Origin of the sequence: Sulfitobacter sp. R86518 (genome assembly GCF_042466275.1) — a bacterium.
In the GTDB taxonomy this organism is placed as follows: domain Bacteria; phylum Pseudomonadota; class Alphaproteobacteria; order Rhodobacterales; family Rhodobacteraceae; genus Sulfitobacter; species Sulfitobacter pontiacus.
This window is the reverse complement of the sequence record NZ_JAXHCA010000005.1, coordinates 2,701,142-2,719,633: the sequence shown is the minus strand read 5'-3', so window position 1 is coordinate 2,719,633 and position 18,492 is coordinate 2,701,142. Positions and strand designations below refer to the sequence as shown.

The following is an 18,492-nucleotide window of genomic DNA, read 5'->3' as shown; positions in this document are numbered from 1 at the left end:
ACGAGGGATCAGAGCAATGGCATATCAGACACGTGGGCGCGACCCTTTGCTAGACACCAACATGGCCGAAGCGATCGAAAAACGCGGCAAGGAGCTGCTGGGCCTCGGGCTGATCGCCCTGGGCCTTATGGCCGCCATGATGATCGGCAGCTACACCCCTGATGATCCCAACTTTATGGTGTCCACCGATGCGCCGGTGCAGAACTGGCTGGGGCGCATGGGCGCGTCGCTGGCCGCGCCTTTGTTCATGATCGTGGGCTGGGGCGCGTGGTCTGTCGCGGCAATCCTGCTGGCCTGGGGCGCACGCTTTGCCCTGCACCGCGGCGAGGAACGCGCCGTTGGCCGTTTGATCTTTGCCCCGATTGCTGTCGCCTTGTGTTCGATCTACGGGGCAACGCTGACGCCGGATGCGTCTTGGCTGCAAACCCATAGCTTTGGTCTGGGCGGGCTTTTTGGCGACACGGTCATGGGCGTGATCCTGACCGTCCTGCCGATCGGGTCGACCTTTACGATCAAGCTGATGTCACTGTTGATGGGCGTGGCGATCCTTGCCTTTGGTGCCTTTGTTGTCGGCTTCACCCGACTAGAACTGCAACGTCTGTTCCGCTTCATGCTGGTCGGGCTGATCATGGCTTATGCCGGGTTGATGACGCTTCTGGGGCGTGGTGCGTCGGGGGCGGTTGCCGCCGCGCAGGGCATTCAGGCCCGCCAGCTTGAACGCCGCGAACGCAACCGGATCGAGGCCGAGGAGAACGCGCAATTCGCGGCCAGCCAAGGATACTATGACGACGAACTGGCCTATAGCGACGCGCCTGCACCTGCGCCGAAAACCGGCCTGCTGTCGAAAATGCCGACGCTGGTCAAACGCGCCGACCCGCTGCCCGAACCTGAACTGGTCGAGACATGGGCCGAACCCGAACTGGACGAAGCCCCCAGCAGCGACCGTATCAAATCCAAGATCGCCGATGTGATCAAAAGCCGCGTGCGCACCGGCGGGGCTGTGCATACGGCCACCACCGCACCCTTGACCCGTGGTCGCGGGCGTGGCCCTGATCCGCTGCTGCTGGATACCACCGCGCGTGGTGCCCGCCGCGAAGAGCCGCCATTAACCGGTGCGCCGGCCCCCTCCCCTACTCGGGCGGAGCCGCCTTTAACCGCAAGCCGTGCACCTTTGGTCGCGGAGCGCCCCGTGCTTGAGCTTACCCCCTCCGAACCGGATCACGACGCGGATATGGCGGTTCTGGATGATGAACCGATGACCGACAGCCACCTGCCACTGCAAGAGGCAGAGCGGGAACCGGCCATGCAGATCCCCGTGGCTCAGCCGCGCAAGGTGGTGCAGCCGCAGATGCGCAAGCCGGTGCAGCCCAGCAAACAGGCTCAAGCCGAGGCACAGCCTGCGTTGACCTTTGAGGACACGCACCCCGGATTTGAACTGCCGCCGCTGAACCTGCTGGAAAGCCCGGATAATGTCGAACGCCTGCACCTGAGCGACGACGCGCTGGAAGAGAACGCGCGCATGCTGGAAAACGTGCTGGATGACTATGGCGTGAAGGGTGAAATCGTCGCCGTCCGTCCGGGCCCCGTTGTCACCATGTACGAGCTGGAACCGGCACCGGGCCTCAAGGCGAGCCGTGTGATCGGTCTGGCGGACGATATCGCGCGCTCTATGGCGGCATTGTCGGCGCGTGTGTCCACCGTGCCGGGGCGCAGCGTGATTGGCATCGAACTACCTAACGAGAACCGCGAGAAAGTTGTGCTGCGCGAAATCCTCGCCGCGCGTGATTTCGGCGACAGCACCATGCGTCTGCCGCTGGCCTTGGGCAAAGACATTGGCGGTGACCCTGTGGTCGCGAACCTTGCCAAGATGCCTCACCTGCTGATCGCGGGGACCACCGGTTCGGGTAAATCCGTTGCGATCAACACAATGATCCTGTCGCTGCTCTATAAGCTGACGCCGGAGGAATGCCGGATGATCATGATCGATCCCAAGATGCTGGAACTGTCGGTCTATGACGGCATCCCGCATCTGCTGTCCCCCGTTGTGACCGACCCGAAAAAGGCCGTTGTCGCGCTGAAATGGACCGTTGGCGAGATGGAAGAGCGCTATCGCAAGATGTCCAAGATGGGCGTGCGCAACATCGAAGGCTATAACGGTCGTGTCCGCGAGGCCCTGGCCAAGGGAGAGATGTTCAGCCGCACCGTCCAGACCGGCTTTGACGAGGATACGGGCGAGCCGATCTTCGAGACGGATGAGTTCAAGCCCGAAGCGCTGCCCTATATCGTCGTAATCGTGGACGAGATGGCCGACCTGATGATGGTCGCGGGCAAAGAGATCGAAGCCTGCATCCAGCGTCTGGCGCAGATGGCACGGGCCTCGGGTATTCACCTGATCATGGCGACACAGCGTCCTTCGGTCGATGTCATCACCGGCACGATCAAGGCGAACTTCCCGACGCGGATTTCCTTCCAGGTGACCTCCAAGATCGACAGCCGTACGATCCTGGGCGAGATGGGCGCCGAACAGCTCCTTGGCATGGGTGACATGCTCTATATGGCGGGCGGGTCCAAGATCGTGCGCTGCCACGGTCCCTTTGTCAGCGACGAAGAGGTCGAAGAGATCGTGAACCACCTCAAGGCCTATGGTGAGCCTGATTATGTGTCGGGCGTGGTCGAAGGGCCATCCGATGACCAAGAAGGGAACATCGACGCGGTTCTGGGTCTGGGCGGCAATACCGACAGCGAGGACGCGCAATATGACACGGCCGTGGCGATCGTTGCAAAAGACCGCAAATGTTCGACATCCTACATCCAGCGGAAACTGGGCATCGGCTATAACAAAGCCGCGCGTCTGGTCGAACAGATGGAGGACGCGGGCCTTGTTTCGCCAGCCAATCACGTGGGCAAGCGCGAGATCCTGATACCAGAGCAGGGGTAGCGCGCAAAAATAATCGGAACGTCATTGCGACGCCGGGGGTTGGCTTGGGAACAGGCCAGCCCCTTTTGCATTTCGGGCGTGTTAAGCGATATCCTGCTGCGTGATATCGTATATCATGACGCGAAGCCCTATGTCGAAGGCAAGGCACTGGAATAAGAATAGGAAGACTATGATGCGTTTTGTTACCACCACCGTTCTGGCCATTGGTCTGGGGTTGGCAGCTGTGATGCCCGCCGCCGCCGACAAACTGCCGCTGAACGCGATTTCCGGCTATCTTAACGATCTGAAAACCGCCAAGGGCGAATTCACCCAGATCAACGACGACGGCTCGATCAGCACCGGCACGATCTACATCAAACGTCCGGGCAAAGTGCGCTTTGAATACAACGCACCGGATTCGGGGATTGTCGTGGCGGGCAGCAATACGGTTGTGATCTACGACAAGAAATCCAACCAACCGGCAGAGACATACCCGCTGTCCAAAACGCCGCTGTCGATCATTCTGGCCGCGAATGTGAACCTTGGTCAGGCCAAGATGGTGACGGGTCATAACTATGACGGCACCGCGACCACCGTGCGCGCCCAAGACCCCGCGCATCCTGAATATGGCAATATCGAGCTGAAGTTCACCGGCAACCCGGTCGAGCTGCGCCAGTGGATCATCAACGACGGCAACGGCACCAAGACCACCGTGGTTCTGGGCGACCTGCAGAAAGGCGGCAGCCTGCCCAACAAACTGTTTGACGTCGGCAGTCCCGGTCAGGTGAACCGCTAAGGAAAAAGGGCCCCGAACATACGTTCGGGGCCCTTTCTTTATCCGGTGTTGGTTAGCTTACCAACGTGACAGGCGACACCCTGCAATCTGCTGCTGATACATATCGGAGCGCGCACGCACCTTGCGGGCCACGGCGACCAGCCAGGGTTTCGAATTATAGCTTTGGCGCGCATAGCCTGTGTTGCCTTCGTGATAGGCCAGATACTGGTTTTCCGCGTCATGCAGGGGAATGCCATTCTTGTCGCGGCTCTTGTTCATGTACCACCCCATGAAATCCGACGCGTCGTTGATCCGGTCTCGCTTGGCGCGGAAACCGCCAGCTTCGGCCAGATATTCATCCCATGTCGCATCAAGCGCCTGGCTGTAGCCAAAGGCGCTGGACTGGCGGCCCATGGGGATCACGCCGATGACATAGCGGAACGGCGTACGGGCGTCCGCGATGAATTTGCTTTCCTGATGGATCGTCGCCATCTGCACATGGACAGGCACGCCCCAACGGCGTTCAGCTGCACGGAATGCGCGGTAATATTCTGGGCGCTCTTTGAGAATCGCACATGCGTTATCAAGGTCTCGTGGGGCACTGGTCGGACCGCCACTACATGATGCCAAAAGCACAGCAATTATCAGGGCGCAAAAGGTTCTGCTCATCGGCCTCTCGCTTTTATCGTGTTTTTATTACATTTAGTTTATCAGATTGCCCTGCCGACGCCCACCAGAAATTACAGCAGAAACCCCAGCATAAGCGGTAAAGCGGCAACCGATAGCACGGTAGAGACGACAACCAGCCCCGCGACAGACTGCGCATCCGCACCGTATTTCTCTGCCAGCAGGTAGGATGTCACCGCCACCGGTGTCGCAACCTGCAAGACCAGCACGCCAAACGCGATTTTATCAAGGTCAAAGAACCAGCCCGCCAAGGCGGCGATGCCGATGCAGATCGCAAGCTTGATCAGCGACAACACCACTGCGCGCCCGATCCCGCCGGGGGACAGCCGTGCCACGGCAACGCCCAATGTGATCAGCATAATCGGGATCGCCATCTGACCGAGCAGGGACAGCGTATTGGTCAGAAACACCGGCGTTTCCCAGCCTTGCACCAGAAACAATGCGCCCAATGCCGTGCCCCAGACCAGCGGTTCACGGATGACCTTGCCAAAGGAGCCAGAGCCCGCGACCAGCCAGATGCCAAAGGTGAACGACCATATGGCCATAATGGCAAAGACCACAACGGCATAACCCAACCCCGTGTCGCCAAAGGCAAAAAGCGCGAGCGGCAGACCCAGATTGCCGGTATTCCCGAAGATCATCGGGGCCAGATACGTCCGCCGGTTCAACCCGAACACGCGCACGATCAGCGCAGCCAGCAGCGTTACCCCGCCATAGGCCGCCACTGTCGCCAGTGACAAAGCGCTCAGCGCGGCGGGGTCGATCTGCGTTGTCATCAGCGACACGAAAATCAGACAGGGCACCGATAGGGTCATCGCCAGCTGGGTCACAAACTGGATGCGATACTCGAACCCCAGCTTCACCCAGGCAAAGCCGATCCCCGCGAGCAGGAACACAGGAGCCACAATTTCAAGCACTGTCAGGACGAGGTTCACAAACTGTTTCCTTGGTTGCGCGTCGCAGGATTGGACAAAAGCCCCTTGAAGGGACTACGAACGAACGGTAGGTGCACCGATGTTATGATAAGAACGCGCGCGAAATACCACTTGGGCCAGATCGTCCGGCACAAAAAACATCCCTTCCGAGGGGTGATTTTTGACGTGGACCCCGAATTTGCCAATACCGAAGAATGGTACGAGGCTATTCCCGAAGACAGCCGCCCCGAGAAAGACCAGCCCTATTATCACCTGCTGGCCGAAAACGAACAAAGCTATTACGTGGCCTATGTGTCCGAGCAGAACCTCGTGGCCGATTACTCGGGCGTACCTGTGGACCATCCCGATATCCCCGATCTCTTCGGCCCGTTCACCGATGGGGCCTATCCGCTGCACTTCCAACTGAACTGAGGCAAAGCGTGGGTGACCCGCGCCCTGCATCCTTGTTCAATAGCCCAGGGCACACCCATCCTTGCGTGCGTCGCTCGCCCCCTCCAGCAAACCGTTGTCATGCAGCTGGATCGCCTGCGCGCCGCCGATGGCTGTGGCCGGAATTTCGACCTTATGCCCCATCTCGGCCAGCTCGGCACGGACCGCATCGCTATAGCCGCGTTCGACCTTGAGGATGCCATTGTCGGAAAACGCGCGGGGGGCGTCGATGGCGGCCTGAGGGTCTAGCCCGAAATCCGTCAGGTTAGAGACAAACCGCGCGTGGCCATTGGGCTGGTAGGCCCCGCCCATCACGCCAAACGGCATGATCACCTTACCGTCGCGTTTGATCATCCCCGGAATGATCGTATGCATCGGCCGCTTGCCGCCCTTCAGCTCGTTCGCGTGCTCTTGGTCAAGGGTGAAACCCGCACCGCGGTTTTGCAGCAGGATACCGAATTTATCCGACGCGATGCCCGACCCGAAACCGTGGAAGATCGAATAGATCAACGACACGGACATCCCATCCTTGTCCACCACGGTGATATAGATCGTATCCTTATGCACCGCCTCTGACAGGGCGACGGGGTCGGGCATGGCTTTCTTCGGGTCGATCAACGCCGCCAGCGCCCGCGCCGTTTCGGGGGCAAGCATATGGGCCAGACGCGCGGTATGGTCCGGGTCCGCCAGAAAACGATTGCGCGCATCATACGCCAGCTTGGCGGTTTCCGCCTCGATATGCACACGCTCCGCGCCCCAAGGATCCATGGATGCAATGTCGAAATGCGACAGCATGTTCATCATCAACAGTGCTGTGGCCCCCTGACCGTTCGGCGCATGTTCCAGCACATCAACGCCCTGATAGCTGGAGGCAAGGGGCTCACCGGGGGTGCAAGCGGTGGCGGCGAAATCCTCTGCCGTGTGCTTGCCCCCCATCGCATTGAGAGAGGCGACGATATCTTCGGCCACCTCACCGGTATAGAAGGCATCGCGCCCCTCCTTGGCGATGCGACGCAGGACTTCGGCCTGACCGGGGGCGCGGAAGATGTCGCCGGTCGTTGGGGCCTTGCCGCCGGTCAGATAGAAATCGCGTGCGGCCCCCTGCAAGGTGCCCGCATCATTGCCCCAATCAAAGGCGACACGTGCCGCGACGGGCACGCCTTCTTCGGCATAGCGGATCGCCGGGGCAAGAATCGTGTCCAGACCCATGGTGCCGATGGTGTCGGACAGGTGGCAAAACGCGTCGATCGCGCCGGGAATGGTCACGGCATGGGCGCTGCGCAGCGGTACCGTCTTTTCACCAGCGTCCCGCAAATGGGCGGCATCCAACGCAGCAGGGGCGCGGCCCGATCCGTTCAGCGCGTGCACCTCGTCGCTGCCCGCTGGCGAATACAGCACAAAGCAATCCCCGCCGATTCCGGTCATCTGCGGCTCGCAAATCCCCAGCAGCACGGCACCGGCAATCGCGGCATCCATCGCGTTGCCGCCCCGCTCAAGAATATCGACAGCGGTCTTTGCGGCCAAAGAATGGGACGTGGCACACATGCCATTGCTCGCCAGAACGGGGGATCGTCCGGGAAGGTGAAAGTCGCGCATGTCATTGGCCTCAGGTTGCTGTCATCGGGCTGAACGTAGCGCGGTGCAGGACGGGCGGGCAATCACTAAAGGGCAGTTGGGCACTTAAAGGGGAGCTGGGTACATAAAGGGGAGCTGGGCACAGCAAATGTGCCTCGGCGTTGCGTACTGGGTGGGGGCTATTAAAACGCAACGCCGAGGGAAGCCATATGCAGCTACAGAACCGACGTTGCCCGCAAAGCTGGGCGGAATTATGAAACCTTTGAGGCGCTATTGCGAAGCGTTGCTTCAAGCTGCCCCAAGGGTGACCAACACTTAACCCTTTGCGGCAAAGGCCCCCTAGTGGCGGCCCCCCCGTACCCAGCTTATCCCGCGGCAAGCGGAATGCGCAGCGCCAGCAGGTTCATATCACCGGTGCGCGAATATTCCAGCTCGCAGCTCAGCAACCGGATCAGGCTCCAGCCGAATCCACCTTCGGGCAGTTCGTCAGCAAGTTTCAGCACATCGAATGCTTCACCCGGGGGTAGGGTGAACCCCGGCATCGGTTTGCCCAGATCGGTGATGCGAAACCGCAAGTCATCAGGCGCATAGGCCCCGCGCACCCCGATTAACCCCGCTTGGGGCAATCCGGCATAGGCGTGCTCGACCACGTTATTCAACGTCTCGGCCAGCACCAGTTCCACAATCTCGAGATTTTCTTGCGATAGCCCCCGATCGGCCAGTTCTGTGCGGATATGTCCAAGGGCCGCGCGTACCGCATCGGCAGAGGCTTCCAACGTCACCTCGAACCCATAGGGGGTATCCGGCTGACCGACTGTGCCTTCGTTCCGGTTCGGGGCGCTCATGCGGGCACCTGTGCGGCCAATGCGGCGTCCAATGTGGGGAAAAGGGGAAAAACGCTGTCCATCCGCGTTAATCGGAACACCCGATCAACCGAGGGCGTCAGCCCCGCCAGCGTGAGGCTGCGGTCCGGTAACAGAAGTTTTAACGTCGCCACCACCGCGCCAAGCCCGCTGGAATCAATAAAGGTCACCTGCCCTAGATCCAGAATAACCAAAGGTGGCCCATCTTCGATCATATCCCGCATGGCTTCTTTAAAGGCGCGGGCAACGGCGGCATCAATACGGTCTTCCACCACGGATATGATTTGCAGCTGCCCTTCTGTTCTGGTTGAGAGTTTCATATGGTCATCTCCAAGGTGTCCCGGACGCCAGAAGACATAGCGCCGATACCTTACCAAAAGATGATCATTTCCCGGGGAGGGGACGAAATGGAAAAAGTCGTGATAGCAGGGGCTGCGCGGACGCCGATGGGCGGGTTTCAGGGGGCTTTTGCCGATCTGACCGCGGCCGATCTGGGGGGGCATGCGATCAAGGCGGCGCTGGATGGTGCCGGCACCAATACTGTGGACGAGGTGCTGATGGGCTGTGTGTTGCCCGCAGGGCAGGGCCAGGCTCCCGCGCGTCAGGCCGGCTTCAAGGCAGGTCTGGGCGAAGAGGTGCCGGCGACAACGCTGAATAAGATGTGCGGCTCGGGGATGAAGGCGGCGATGATCGCCTTCGACCAGATCGCCTTGGGTCAGACCGATACCATGATCGCCGGCGGGATGGAGAGCATGACAAACGCGCCCTATGTGCTGCCGAAAATGCGCGGCGGCGCGCGGTTGGGGCACGGTCAGGTGATCGATCACATGTTCCTCGACGGGTTGGAAGACGCCTATGACAAGGGTCGCCTGATGGGCACCTTTGCCGAAGACTGCGCCGAGACATTTCAATTCACCCGCGCCGTGCAGGATGACTATGCGCTGGCCTCCCTGTCCCGCGCGCTCGACGCGCAAAGCAGCGGCGCGTTCGATGGCGAGATCGCAGCGGTTGATCTGAAATCGCGTAAAGGGTCGGTCACCATCTCGGCGGATGAACAGCCCGGCAACGCACGGCCCGAGAAGATCCCCGAACTCAAACCCGCCTTCCGCGAGGGCGGCACAGTCACGGCGGCGAATGCGTCTTCCATCTCGGACGGGGCGGCGGCATTGGTGCTGGCATCTGAAACAGCAGCCAAATCCCAAGGGTTGAATGTCCGCGCGCATATCCTCGGCCACGCCAGTCACGCACAGGCACCGGGGCTTTTCACCACCGCGCCCGTACCGGCGGCGCAGAAACTGCTGGATCGGTTGGGCTGGCAGAAAGACGACGTTGATCTGTGGGAAGTGAACGAGGCCTTTGCCGTCGTGCCACTGGCCTTCATGCATGAAATGGGGCTGTCCCATGACATCGTGAACGTGAACGGCGGTGCCTGTGCGCTTGGCCACCCCATCGGGGCCTCTGGCGCACGTATTATCGTGACCCTGCTGAACGCACTGGAAAAACGCGGGCTGAAACGGGGCATCGCGGCGATCTGCATTGGTGGCGGTGAAGGCACCGCGATTGCGATCGAACGCCCCTGATTCTCCAAATGGACTAAATCCTCGGGGGTCGGGGGGCAGACAGCCCCCCGGTCCGACAGTAACAAAAGGCACTTTTATGCGCGTTGACTATCCTACCCTCTCCAAAACCCTCCACGCCTTGACGGACGGCGAAACCGACAGCGTCGCGCTGATGGCCACCGTCGCCTGCGAGGTGCACCACGCCGACGACCGCTTTGACTGGACGGGGTTCTACCGTGTGACCGCGCCAGAGCTGCTTAAGATCGGGCCCTATCAGGGCGGGCATGGCTGTCTGGTGATCCCCTTCGCGCGTGGCGTTTGCGGTGCTGCCGCGCGCACGGGCGAAACGCAGCTGGTTGCGGATGTGGATGCCTTTCCGGGCCACATCGCTTGCGCGTCCTCCACGCGGTCTGAACTGGTCCTGCCTGTCTGGAACGGCACCGGAGAGCTGCTGGGTGTCTTTGATATCGACAGTAACCAGCCCGCCGCGTTTGACCAGGCCGACGCCGATGAACTCGCCGCAATTCTGAAATCTGTTTTCGCAAACGTCTAGGCCGGTGATCCTGCCCGTCGATCAAAGGAAATGTCATGAGCTTTGACGCTTGGCTCGTGTTTGCCCTGTTCTGGGTGGTGTTTGTCACCACGCCGGGGCCGAACGCGGTGAACTGTATCAGCAACGGGATGAACCTGGGCTTCGCGCGGGCGATGGTCGGGGTGCTGGCGATCCTGACGCAGGCCTCGCTGTTTCTGGCGCTGTCAGCGATTGGCGTGACGGCGCTGCTGACGGCCTCGGCCACGGGGTTCTTTGTGGCCAAGATGATCGGGGCAGGGTTTCTGATCTATCTGGGCGTGCGCGGGCTGGTCATGGCGGGCAAGCCCGTGGTGATGGAGGATCGCCCCGCCGCGTCGGTCTATTGGCGTGCCTTTGCGATTGCGACGATCAACCCCAAATCGGTCGCCGGATATCTCGCGGCCTTCAGCCAGTTCGTGCAGCCGGATGTCCCGATCTGGGACCAGATGATCGTGATCGTGCCGACGGCGCTGACCCTGACCGCGGCCAGCTATACCGGGTTTACAGCGCTTGGGGCGGGGCTGGGGCGGGCTGCCTTGGGGGCGGTGTTCAACGTCTGGTTCCGCCGCGTGATGGCCGTTAGCTTTATCATCTACGGGGTGCTGTTGGGCAGCGCGCATACGCCGATGCCTAAGGGGTGATCAAGGGCTGATCTTGCGCGCCTGTGGGGCAAGTGCCCTTGGGTCAGTCTTTCCCTCTGGCCCCTGCGGTCCTGCGGGCGTAAGCAGACCCCAAGGAGACACGATATGCGCAACCCAGATACCCTATCCAACACCCAGCCCGCCCCGCCCGAGGACACGCCCCAAGGGCTTGCCTTTGCGATCGGGGCCTATGGTCTTTGGGGGTTTCTGCCGCTGTACATGAAGGCCATCGCCCATATTCCCGCGGCAGAGATTGTCGTGCATCGGGTCATCTGGTCAGTGCCCGTGGGCGCATTGGTGCTGATCCTTCTGGGGCGCACCGCCACCCTGCGCGAGGCGTTCCGGTCGCCGCGCACCTTGGCGATGGGCTGTGTCACGGCGACGCTGATCTCGGTCAACTGGGGCATCTATATCTGGGCGGTGAATTCGGGTCATGCGCTGGACGCGGCCTTGGGCTATTACATCAACCCGTTGTTCAGCATCCTGCTGGGGGCGCTGCTGCTGGGGGAGCGTCTGTCGAGACTTCAGCTTGCGGCAATCGGGCTGGCAGCCGTCGCCGTCGCGATCCTGACGCTCGATTCCGGTCGCTTCCCTTGGGTCGCGCTGAGCCTGACATTCACCTTCGGCCTGTATGCGCTGGCGAAAAAGCGGCTGCCGATCGGGCCGAACCAGGGTTTCCTGCTTGAGGTCCTGATCCTGCTGGCCCCTGCGCTGGCCTATCTGGTTTACCTGATCATGACGGGGCAAAACCACTTTGGTCAGGGCGTGCCGTTCAATACGTGGATGCTGGTGGGCTGCGGCGTGGTCACGGCGGTGCCGCTGATCTTTTATGCCAACGGAGCCAAGCGGCTGCGGCTGTCGACCATCGGTATCTTGCAGTATATCGCGCCGACGATGATCTTCCTTTGCGCTGTGCTGGTCTTTGACGAACCCTTTGGGCGCGCGCGCATGATTGCCTTTCCGCTGATCTGGGGTGCGCTGGTGATCTATTCGATCTCGCTGTTCCGGCAGATGCGGCACAAACCGGCGTGACAAGGGGGGAGGAGGGGCGCAGACATGTCGCGCCCCTCGATCATTATATCATTCGCTCAGGACAGCGCGTCCTTGAATGCGAGGAAGCTGGGATCCTTCATCACCCGTGCGTTCATCGCCTCACGTAGGGCACCGATGGATTTATAGGGGCGCATCACCACCTCGAATTTGGCGATCAGACCGTCGTCACCCAAGGTGATCAGATCGACGCCAACGGCATCCAGATCCCCGATTTTGCACTGGAACTCTAGCGCCCAATCTGTCCCTTCCCCCATGATGCGGCGGTATTTGAACTCGCTAAAGACATTGCCGACGTGCCCCAGGACCGCTGCCACAGGGGCGCGGCCGGTCCAGGTCTTGTAATATGTCGGCGGCATGAAGGTGATGTCTTCCGCCAGCAGCGGGGCGATCTTTTCCGAATCCCCCTTGGCGACAACATCAATCATCTTGGTAATAGTAGGATGCATTCCGGGTCCTTTGGTACAGATTGGCTTGAAAACCTACCCTAACTCTGAGACGGACACTTATGGAAACAGAATATAATCCGCCCCAAGATCCGCTGGTTGTCCTGCATGAAGACGCCGAAGTTTTGCTGGTCGACAAGCCCGCGGGCTTGCTGTCGGTGCCGGGCAAGGGGCCGCATCTGGCCGATTGTCTCATCGCGCGGGTGCAGGATGCATTTCCGGACGCGCTGCTGGTGCACCGACTGGATCGGGACACCTCGGGCGTGATGATCTTTGCGCTGACGCCCCATGCGCAGCGCCATCTGGGATTGCAGTTTGAAAAGCGGATGACGCGCAAGACCTATGTCGCGCGGGTCTGGGGGGTACCGCAGGAAAAGACCGGCACCATCGATCTGCCGCTGATCGTGGATTGGCCGAACCGCCCGCGCCAGATGGTCTGCCATGAAACGGGTAAACCCGCACAAACCGACTGGCGTGTGCTGAAAGACGAAGGCGACACCGCACGGGTGCGCCTTAGCCCCAAGACAGGGCGCAGCCATCAGCTGCGGGTGCATATGCTGAGCCTCGGCCATCCAATTCTGGGCGATCCGTTTTACGCCACGGGGCCCGCGTTGGCGTATCCGCGCCTGATGCTCCATTCAGAGGAGCTGCGGTTCAACCATCCTCAGGGCGGACATTCGACCAAGATCCGCGCCAAGGCACCGTTCTAAAGGCCATAGGGCGCAGACGAGAAAGGCCACCCCGCAGGGTGGCCTTGGTTTTTTACAGCGTGTCCGAAGGACAGCTTATTCAGCGGCCCAACCCGAGACGGCCTTGATCTCGGTAAAGTCCTCGATCCCGTACATGCCACCCTCGCGGCCATTGCCCGACTGCTTCATGCCGCCAAAGGGCGACCCTGCGGCGCGGCTTTGGCCGTTCATCTCGACCATGCCCGACCGCAGTTGACGCGCCAGACGGTTGCGACGCTCGCCATCTTGCGACTGGACATAGTTCGTCAGGCCGTAAACCGTGTCATTGGCGATCTGGACCGCTTGCTCTTCGCTGTCGAACTTCATGATCGACAGAACCGGCCCAAAGATTTCCTCGCGCGCGATGGTCATGTCGGGGGTCACGTCTGCAAAGACAGTGGGTTTGACAAAGAAGCCGCGGTTCAAGCCGTCGGGACGTCCGGTGCCGCCCGCAACCAAACGCGCGCCCTCGTCGATACCCTTCTGGATCAGGTCCTGAATCTTGTTGAACTGCGATTCATTGACCACGGGGCCGATATGACGCCCATCTTCGGAGGCAGGACCAACGGTAACCTGCGACGCCACAGCGCCTGCTTCTTCAACGGCTTTGTCATAGACATCCGACTGCACCAGCATACGGCTGGGGGCGTTACACGACTGACCGGTGTTGTTCATCATGTGCAGCACGCCGCGTTTGACAGCCTTGTCATCCGCATCGTTGAAGATGATGTTCGCGCCTTTGCCACCCAGTTCAAGGTGGACCTTTTTCAGCGTATCCGCCGCCGCTTTCGAGATCAGCGTGCCCGCGCGGGTGGAGCCGGTGAAGCTGATCATGTCGATGTCTTTATGCGACGACATCTGGCTGCCGACACCGACGCCATCGCCGTTCACAAGGTTGAACACCCCTTTGGGGAAGCCTGCCTCGTCAATCAGTTCGGCAAAGATCATCGCGTCCAGCGGGCTTTCCTCGGACGGTTTCAGCACCATCGTGCAGCCCGACACGATCGCTGCGCCGACCTTGAGCGTGATCTGGTTCATCGGCCAGTTCCACGGCGTGATCAGACCGGCAACGCCCACGGCTTCGCGGATGATCCGGTCATTCGGGGCGTGATCGCCAAGCGGCTGTTCGAATTTGAACTCTTTCGCGGCCTTGATGAAGTTGCTCAGGTGATAAGAGCCGGCACCAACCTGCGATGTGCGGGCCAGATCCATCGGCGCACCCATGGCCGTGCTCATCGCTTTGGCCAGATCCTCGGCGCGGGCCTGATAAACCTCTAGCAGCTTTTCCAGCAAGGCTATGCGTTCCGCCGGAGGCGTCGCCATCCAGCCGGGCAGGGCGGCCTTGGCGGCGGCAACCGCGGCATCGGTATCCGCCTGATCCCCAAGCGAGATGACCGCGCAGGGCTCCTCTGTGGTGGGGTCGATCACGTGATAGTCATTCGGCTTGGCGGGGGATACCCATTCACCGTTGATGTAAAACTCGCGCTTCTCCAGCATGGGAAAACTCCTTTTGTCATGCGGTGCCGGGGACGTTTCCCCCAGCCTGTTGCGCGTACCATGTCACCACATCTGGGGACCCGCAAGTGAGGGGGTGAAACCGGCAGCGCAACGTCTTACATAAGTGGAGAACGACAAACCGAAACCATGAAGCCGGAGAATATTATGTCCTTGCGCATCAACGATACCATCCCCGATCTGACTGTCGAAACCGATCAGGGCACGATCAGCCTGCACGACTGGGTGGGCGACAGCTGGGCGATCCTTTTTTCGCACCCAAAGGATTTCACGCCGGTCTGCACCACCGAATTCGGGGCGGTCGCACAGCTTGCCGACGAATGGGAAAAGCGCGGCACCAAGGTGATGGGCATTTCCGTGGACGGTGTTGAAGAGCACAAGAAATGGAAAGGCGATATCGAGACCTTCGCCGGTGCCAAAGCGGGCTTTCCGATCATCGCGGATAACGACCTGACCGTTGCCAAAGCCTTCGACATGCTGCCCGCCGACGCTTATCTGCCCGATGGCCGCACCCCCAACGACAGCGCCACAGTCCGCGCGGTGTTCATCATCGGGCCGGACAAGCAGCTGAAGCTGTCGATGACCTACCCGATGACCGTGGGCCGCAACTTTGCCGAGGTCTTGCGCGCGCTGGACGGGCTGCAAACCTCGACCGGAAAGGGCGTGGCGACACCGGCGAACTGGAATGTCGGCGACGACGTGATCATCCCCGCAACCCTGTCGGATGACGACGCCAAGGCGAAGTTCGGCGACTTCAACAAGATCCTGCCCTACCTGCGCACGACCAAAGCGCCCAGCTAAGGGCCGGATCTCAGGCTCTCTGAGGTCGCAATTTAACCAGCGTGCGATACCACGCCCGCTTTAATTCCCGCATCAGCTTGCCGCTGGTGCGGGTTTTTTGCTGGATGGTTGACCCGCCGATCTGATTGGCGATTTCACTTAGCCCGTTGGGAAGCAGGGCGTGGAGCTTTTGCCCCGTCACCCAATGCATCTGCAGCCATGTATCGACAGGGCGGTCAATCTGGGTCGATCCGTCAAGCAAGCGCTGCGCGGCGTCACGCCCCACCACCTGACAGCAACACTGCAAGCCGATCCGCTTGGGCAGGATCAACGCCATATCGCCGTCACGCGCCACGATATCTGCGGGCAGCTCTCGCATTTTGGGCGGCAGGCGCAGGTACATATCGGGCGTCATATTCTGGTGGATAAGCTGCAACGCGCGGTCCAGCTCTGGCCGCGACACGGCGAGGTCATCCTCGACAATCATCGCGTAATCCCAGCCCTGATCGACGATCATCTGCCAGCATTTGCGATGGCTTTGAAACACGCCGATCTCGGCCGGTGTCAGGGCGAATGGATAGGACGGGCTGTGCAGGTTGCCAGAGTGGGTGCGCACATCTGCGACCTGCGTAGGGTCGCGGCCATTTACAGCTTCGACGACCTGCGCATCGGGCAGATCCTGCAGCAACCGCGCGACATTGGCGTGCCGCGCGGTGCTGGTGGACATATGGATGATCAATGATTTCATACGGTTTGATACCGCGCTTGGTGACGTTCTCAAACCGTTTAAAATCACTGCTCGGCGTTAAAGGTGAACAGCTTTTCGCCGTTGATCGTATAGCTGTCGATCAGGTCTTTGGCGCGGTCGCCGACCAGCCAGTCTTCCAACTGGGCCGCGGCGTCTTTGTTCACATGCGCGTGTTTCTCGGGGTTCACCGGAATATAGGCATATTGGTTGAACAGCACCGGATCGCCTGCAAAGAGGATTGCCAGATCGGCCTTGTTGTCAAAGTTCAGCCAGCTTGCGCGGTCGGACATGATATAGGCTCCCATCCCTGCAGCGGTGTTGAGGCTCGCGCCCATGCCCGCGCCGACAGCTTTGTACCATTCACCGAATGTCGCGGGGTCCAGATCAGCACCGGCCCAAAGCGAGAGTTCTTTTTTGTGGGTGCCGCTGTCGTCGCCACGGCTCACGAAAGGCACCTCGGCCGCTTCGATCTTGGCAAGCGCGTCTTTGGCTGCCTCTGCCTCTGCGATTGCGGCGGGGTCGTCATTTGGGCCGATCAGGACGAAATCATTATACATGATCTCGCGGCGGTGGGTGCCATAGCCGTCGGCGACAAAGGCCTCTTCGGCTTTCTTGGAGTGCACCAGAATGGCATCGACGTCGCCTGCTTCGCCCAAGCGCAAGGCTTGACCGGTGCCGACGATCAGCAGTTGCACGTCAAGGTCCAGATCTTCTTTGATGGCGGGCAGCAGAACGTCGGACAGACCAGAGTTGTTGAAGGACGTGGTGACAGCCATTTTCATGGTTTCCGCCTGCGCAGCCGTGGTGCCAAGTGCGAGAACAAGAGCGGTAATCAAGGATTTCATATCAAAATATCTCCATTCAGGAACGATTTGAATTCCGGGGTCTGCGGGGCGTCAAACGCATCGGGCGCCGGGCCAGCCTCGTGAATGCGACCTTTAAACAGAAACAATATTTCAGTTGCAAGGCGCCGCGCCTGACCCAGATCATGGGTCGCCATCACGATGCGCGTCCCTGACTGATGGGCGGACTGCAACAGTGCCTCGATATCCTTGACGGAGCGGCCATCCAGATTGGCGCAGGGCTCATCCAGCAGCAGCATCTCGGGGGTGCGGATCAAGGCGCGGGCGAGGGCGAGCTTTTGTTTCTCGCCGCCGGACAACCCCGTCGCGGGGCGATCCAGCGCGGGCGTCAGGCCGATACGAGCCGCCCATGCCTCTACCGCTTTGTTCACCTGCGCCTTGGGCTGGCCTAGTATCGCCAGCGGATAGCCCAGATTGGCGCGCACCGACCGGCGCAGCATCACTGGGCTTTGGAAGACATAGGCCTGTCGCATCCGCGCAAGGTCATCCGGAACGGCCCATGTGACCGCGCCCGTCGACAGCCGTTCAAGCCCGTGCAGCGCCTTGAGGAATGTCGTCTTGCCCGCACCATTGGGCCCCAGCAGGATCGTGAAGCCGGTTTTGCCAAGGGTCAGGTCCACGGGGCCCAGTAATCGCTTGCCGCGGCGGGTCACGCTGACGTCGCGCATATGGGCGGGCAGCAGGGGGGTCACCATCTGCCCTCTCTTTCTGTGCGCGACAGGGCGTGGATGATCAGGTTCACACTCAGCGCAAGCGCGATCAGCACAAAGCCCAGACCAAGCGCCAGTGCGAAATCACCCTTTCCGGTTTCCAGCGCGATGGCGGTGGTCAGCACGCGGGTGGCGTGGTCGATGTTGCCGCCCACGATCATGATCGCGCCGACCTCCCCGATGGCGCGGCCAAAGCCTGCCAGCGCCGCCGTCAACAAGGCCCGCCGCCCGTCCGAGATCAACGTCAGGATGCGCCGCGTCGGGGTGGTGTTCAGCGAGATCAGCAGATCGTGGTATTCAGCCCAAAGATCACGCATCGCCTGATGGGTGATAGAGGCGATGAGCGGCGTGATAATGATCACCTGCGCAATGATCATCGCCGTCGGCGTGAACAGCAGCCCCAGCACCCCGAAGGGACCGGCGCGCGACAGCAGCAGATAGACGATCAACCCCACCACGACGGGCGGCAATCCCATGAGGGAGTTCAGCACCGCAATCGCGGTACGGCGGAAGCGGAAACGGCGGATGGCGAGCCATGTGCCGAAGGGCAGCGCGATGGTCGAGGCAATGACCAGCGCCGTCAGGCTGACCTGCAACGACCTGAGCGTAATCTCGATCAGGTCGGGATCGCCGGTGACAACCAGCCAGAACGCAGAAGAAAGGCCCGCCCAGATATCATTCATCGGGCGGGCCGTCGGAG

Annotated in this window: 20 protein-coding genes; 9 read left to right on the top strand and 11 right to left on the bottom strand. The window is 60.8% G+C overall.

Annotation, left to right across the window (positions count from 1 at the left end; genetic code table 11):
- The first annotated feature begins 16 nt into the window (after window positions 1-16).
- Together SJY36_RS14395 and SJY36_RS14390 are read left to right on the top strand one after the other, a co-directional pair.
- Window positions 17-2,938 carry a DNA translocase FtsK 4TM domain-containing protein gene (locus tag SJY36_RS14395; protein ID WP_386176031.1) on the top strand — a complete coding sequence of 974 codons (2,922 nt, stop codon included), beginning with the start codon at window positions 17-19 and terminating at the stop codon, window positions 2,936-2,938.
- Between the two features lie 172 nt (window positions 2,939-3,110).
- Entirely contained in the window at window positions 3,111-3,713 is a 603-nt protein-coding gene (locus SJY36_RS14390) for an outer membrane lipoprotein carrier protein LolA (protein WP_005850339.1), read from the top strand.
- Between the two features lie 57 nt (window positions 3,714-3,770).
- Here the strand turns inward: SJY36_RS14390 and SJY36_RS14385 are convergent, their stop codons facing one another.
- Both SJY36_RS14385 and SJY36_RS14380 read right to left on the bottom strand, forming a co-directional pair.
- Window positions 3,771-4,361 (bottom strand): lytic transglycosylase, encoded by a 591-nt coding sequence (locus SJY36_RS14385; protein WP_174226590.1) that lies wholly within the window; start codon window positions 4,359-4,361, stop codon window positions 3,771-3,773.
- 71 nt (window positions 4,362-4,432) lie between these two features.
- A complete protein-coding gene (locus SJY36_RS14380; RefSeq protein WP_005850335.1) occupies window positions 4,433-5,314 on the bottom strand; it encodes an AEC family transporter in 882 nt (293 codons plus the stop codon).
- Between the two features lie 84 nt (window positions 5,315-5,398).
- On the opposite strand from SJY36_RS14380, the gene hspQ reads away from it, so the two are divergent.
- On the top strand, window positions 5,399-5,725 hold the full coding sequence (gene hspQ / locus SJY36_RS14375; RefSeq protein WP_386176027.1) for a heat shock protein HspQ: 327 nt from the start codon (window positions 5,399-5,401) through the stop codon (window positions 5,723-5,725).
- Between the two features lie 36 nt (window positions 5,726-5,761).
- Here the strand turns inward: hspQ and SJY36_RS14370 are convergent, their stop codons facing one another.
- From SJY36_RS14370 to SJY36_RS14360, 3 genes are all read right to left on the bottom strand, one after another.
- A complete protein-coding gene (locus tag SJY36_RS14370) occupies window positions 5,762-7,339 on the bottom strand; it encodes a gamma-glutamyltransferase family protein (protein ID WP_386176024.1) in 1,578 nt (525 codons plus the stop codon).
- A gap of 344 nt (window positions 7,340-7,683) precedes the next feature.
- Complete coding sequence (locus SJY36_RS14365) at window positions 7,684-8,163, bottom strand: ATP-binding protein (RefSeq protein ID WP_064216077.1); 480 nt, start codon at window positions 8,161-8,163, stop codon at window positions 7,684-7,686.
- Complete coding sequence (locus tag SJY36_RS14360; protein WP_386176020.1) at window positions 8,160-8,501, bottom strand: STAS domain-containing protein; 342 nt, start codon at window positions 8,499-8,501, stop codon at window positions 8,160-8,162. The genes SJY36_RS14365 and SJY36_RS14360 overlap by 4 nt, the downstream gene beginning before the upstream one ends.
- Window positions 8,502-8,588: 87 nt before the next feature.
- Here SJY36_RS14360 and SJY36_RS14355 point away from each other — a divergent pair, with 87 nt between their 5' ends.
- The 4 genes from SJY36_RS14355 to rarD all read left to right on the top strand — a co-directional run bounded on the left by SJY36_RS14355 (window position 8,589) and on the right by rarD (window position 11,984).
- Window positions 8,589-9,761 carry an acetyl-CoA C-acyltransferase gene (locus tag SJY36_RS14355; RefSeq protein WP_037942735.1) on the top strand — a complete coding sequence of 391 codons (1,173 nt, stop codon included), beginning with the start codon at window positions 8,589-8,591 and terminating at the stop codon, window positions 9,759-9,761.
- 76 nt (window positions 9,762-9,837) lie between these two features.
- Window positions 9,838-10,293, top strand: a complete 456-nt coding sequence (locus SJY36_RS14350; protein ID WP_386176017.1) for a GAF domain-containing protein — start codon at window positions 9,838-9,840, stop codon at window positions 10,291-10,293.
- 35 nt (window positions 10,294-10,328) lie between these two features.
- The gene (locus tag SJY36_RS14345) at window positions 10,329-10,952 is read left to right on the top strand and encodes a LysE family translocator (RefSeq protein WP_009825491.1); all 624 of its coding nucleotides are present in this window, start codon (window positions 10,329-10,331) and stop codon (window positions 10,950-10,952) included.
- 105 nt (window positions 10,953-11,057) lie between these two features.
- Window positions 11,058-11,984 carry an EamA family transporter RarD gene (gene rarD, locus SJY36_RS14340; RefSeq protein ID WP_037942744.1) on the top strand — a complete coding sequence of 309 codons (927 nt, stop codon included), beginning with the start codon at window positions 11,058-11,060 and terminating at the stop codon, window positions 11,982-11,984.
- A gap of 56 nt (window positions 11,985-12,040) precedes the next feature.
- On the opposite strand, the gene SJY36_RS14335 is transcribed toward rarD, so the two are convergent.
- Window positions 12,041-12,451: a nuclear transport factor 2 family protein gene (locus SJY36_RS14335; RefSeq protein ID WP_386176012.1), complete on the bottom strand. Its 411-nt coding sequence runs from the start codon at window positions 12,449-12,451 to the stop codon at window positions 12,041-12,043.
- Between the two features lie 59 nt (window positions 12,452-12,510).
- Between SJY36_RS14335 and SJY36_RS14330 the strand changes: the two genes are divergently transcribed.
- Window positions 12,511-13,158 carry an RluA family pseudouridine synthase gene (locus SJY36_RS14330; RefSeq protein ID WP_005850315.1) on the top strand — a complete coding sequence of 216 codons (648 nt, stop codon included), beginning with the start codon at window positions 12,511-12,513 and terminating at the stop codon, window positions 13,156-13,158.
- 75 nt (window positions 13,159-13,233) lie between these two features.
- Here the strand turns inward: SJY36_RS14330 and SJY36_RS14325 are convergent, their stop codons facing one another.
- Window positions 13,234-14,673, bottom strand: coding sequence for an aldehyde dehydrogenase family protein (locus SJY36_RS14325; RefSeq protein WP_005850313.1), 1,440 nt, complete (start codon window positions 14,671-14,673; stop codon window positions 13,234-13,236).
- 165 nt (window positions 14,674-14,838) lie between these two features.
- Between SJY36_RS14325 and SJY36_RS14320 the strand changes: the two genes are divergently transcribed.
- Window positions 14,839-15,492, top strand: coding sequence for a peroxiredoxin (locus SJY36_RS14320; protein ID WP_037965330.1), 654 nt, complete (start codon window positions 14,839-14,841; stop codon window positions 15,490-15,492).
- Window positions 15,493-15,502: 10 nt separating this feature from the next.
- Here SJY36_RS14320 and SJY36_RS14315 read toward each other — a convergent pair whose 3' ends face one another.
- Genes SJY36_RS14315 through SJY36_RS14300 form a run of 4 tightly spaced genes read right to left on the bottom strand, consistent with a single transcriptional unit; the run spans window position 15,503 to window position 18,475 of the window.
- Entirely contained in the window at window positions 15,503-16,219 is a 717-nt protein-coding gene (locus tag SJY36_RS14315) for a glycosyltransferase family 25 protein (protein ID WP_386176010.1), read from the bottom strand.
- Window positions 16,220-16,263: 44 nt separating this feature from the next.
- Window positions 16,264-17,064 carry a substrate-binding domain-containing protein gene (locus SJY36_RS14310; RefSeq protein WP_386176007.1) on the bottom strand — a complete coding sequence of 267 codons (801 nt, stop codon included), beginning with the start codon at window positions 17,062-17,064 and terminating at the stop codon, window positions 16,264-16,266.
- Window positions 17,061-17,777 carry an energy-coupling factor ABC transporter ATP-binding protein gene (locus SJY36_RS14305; protein ID WP_237277866.1) on the bottom strand — a complete coding sequence of 239 codons (717 nt, stop codon included), beginning with the start codon at window positions 17,775-17,777 and terminating at the stop codon, window positions 17,061-17,063. Before SJY36_RS14305 ends, SJY36_RS14310 begins: the two co-directional genes overlap by 4 nt.
- The gene (locus SJY36_RS14300) at window positions 17,771-18,475 is read right to left on the bottom strand and encodes an ABC transporter permease (RefSeq protein WP_037942756.1); all 705 of its coding nucleotides are present in this window, start codon (window positions 18,473-18,475) and stop codon (window positions 17,771-17,773) included. Before SJY36_RS14300 ends, SJY36_RS14305 begins: the two co-directional genes overlap by 7 nt.
- Window positions 18,476-18,492: the final 17 nt, after the last annotated feature.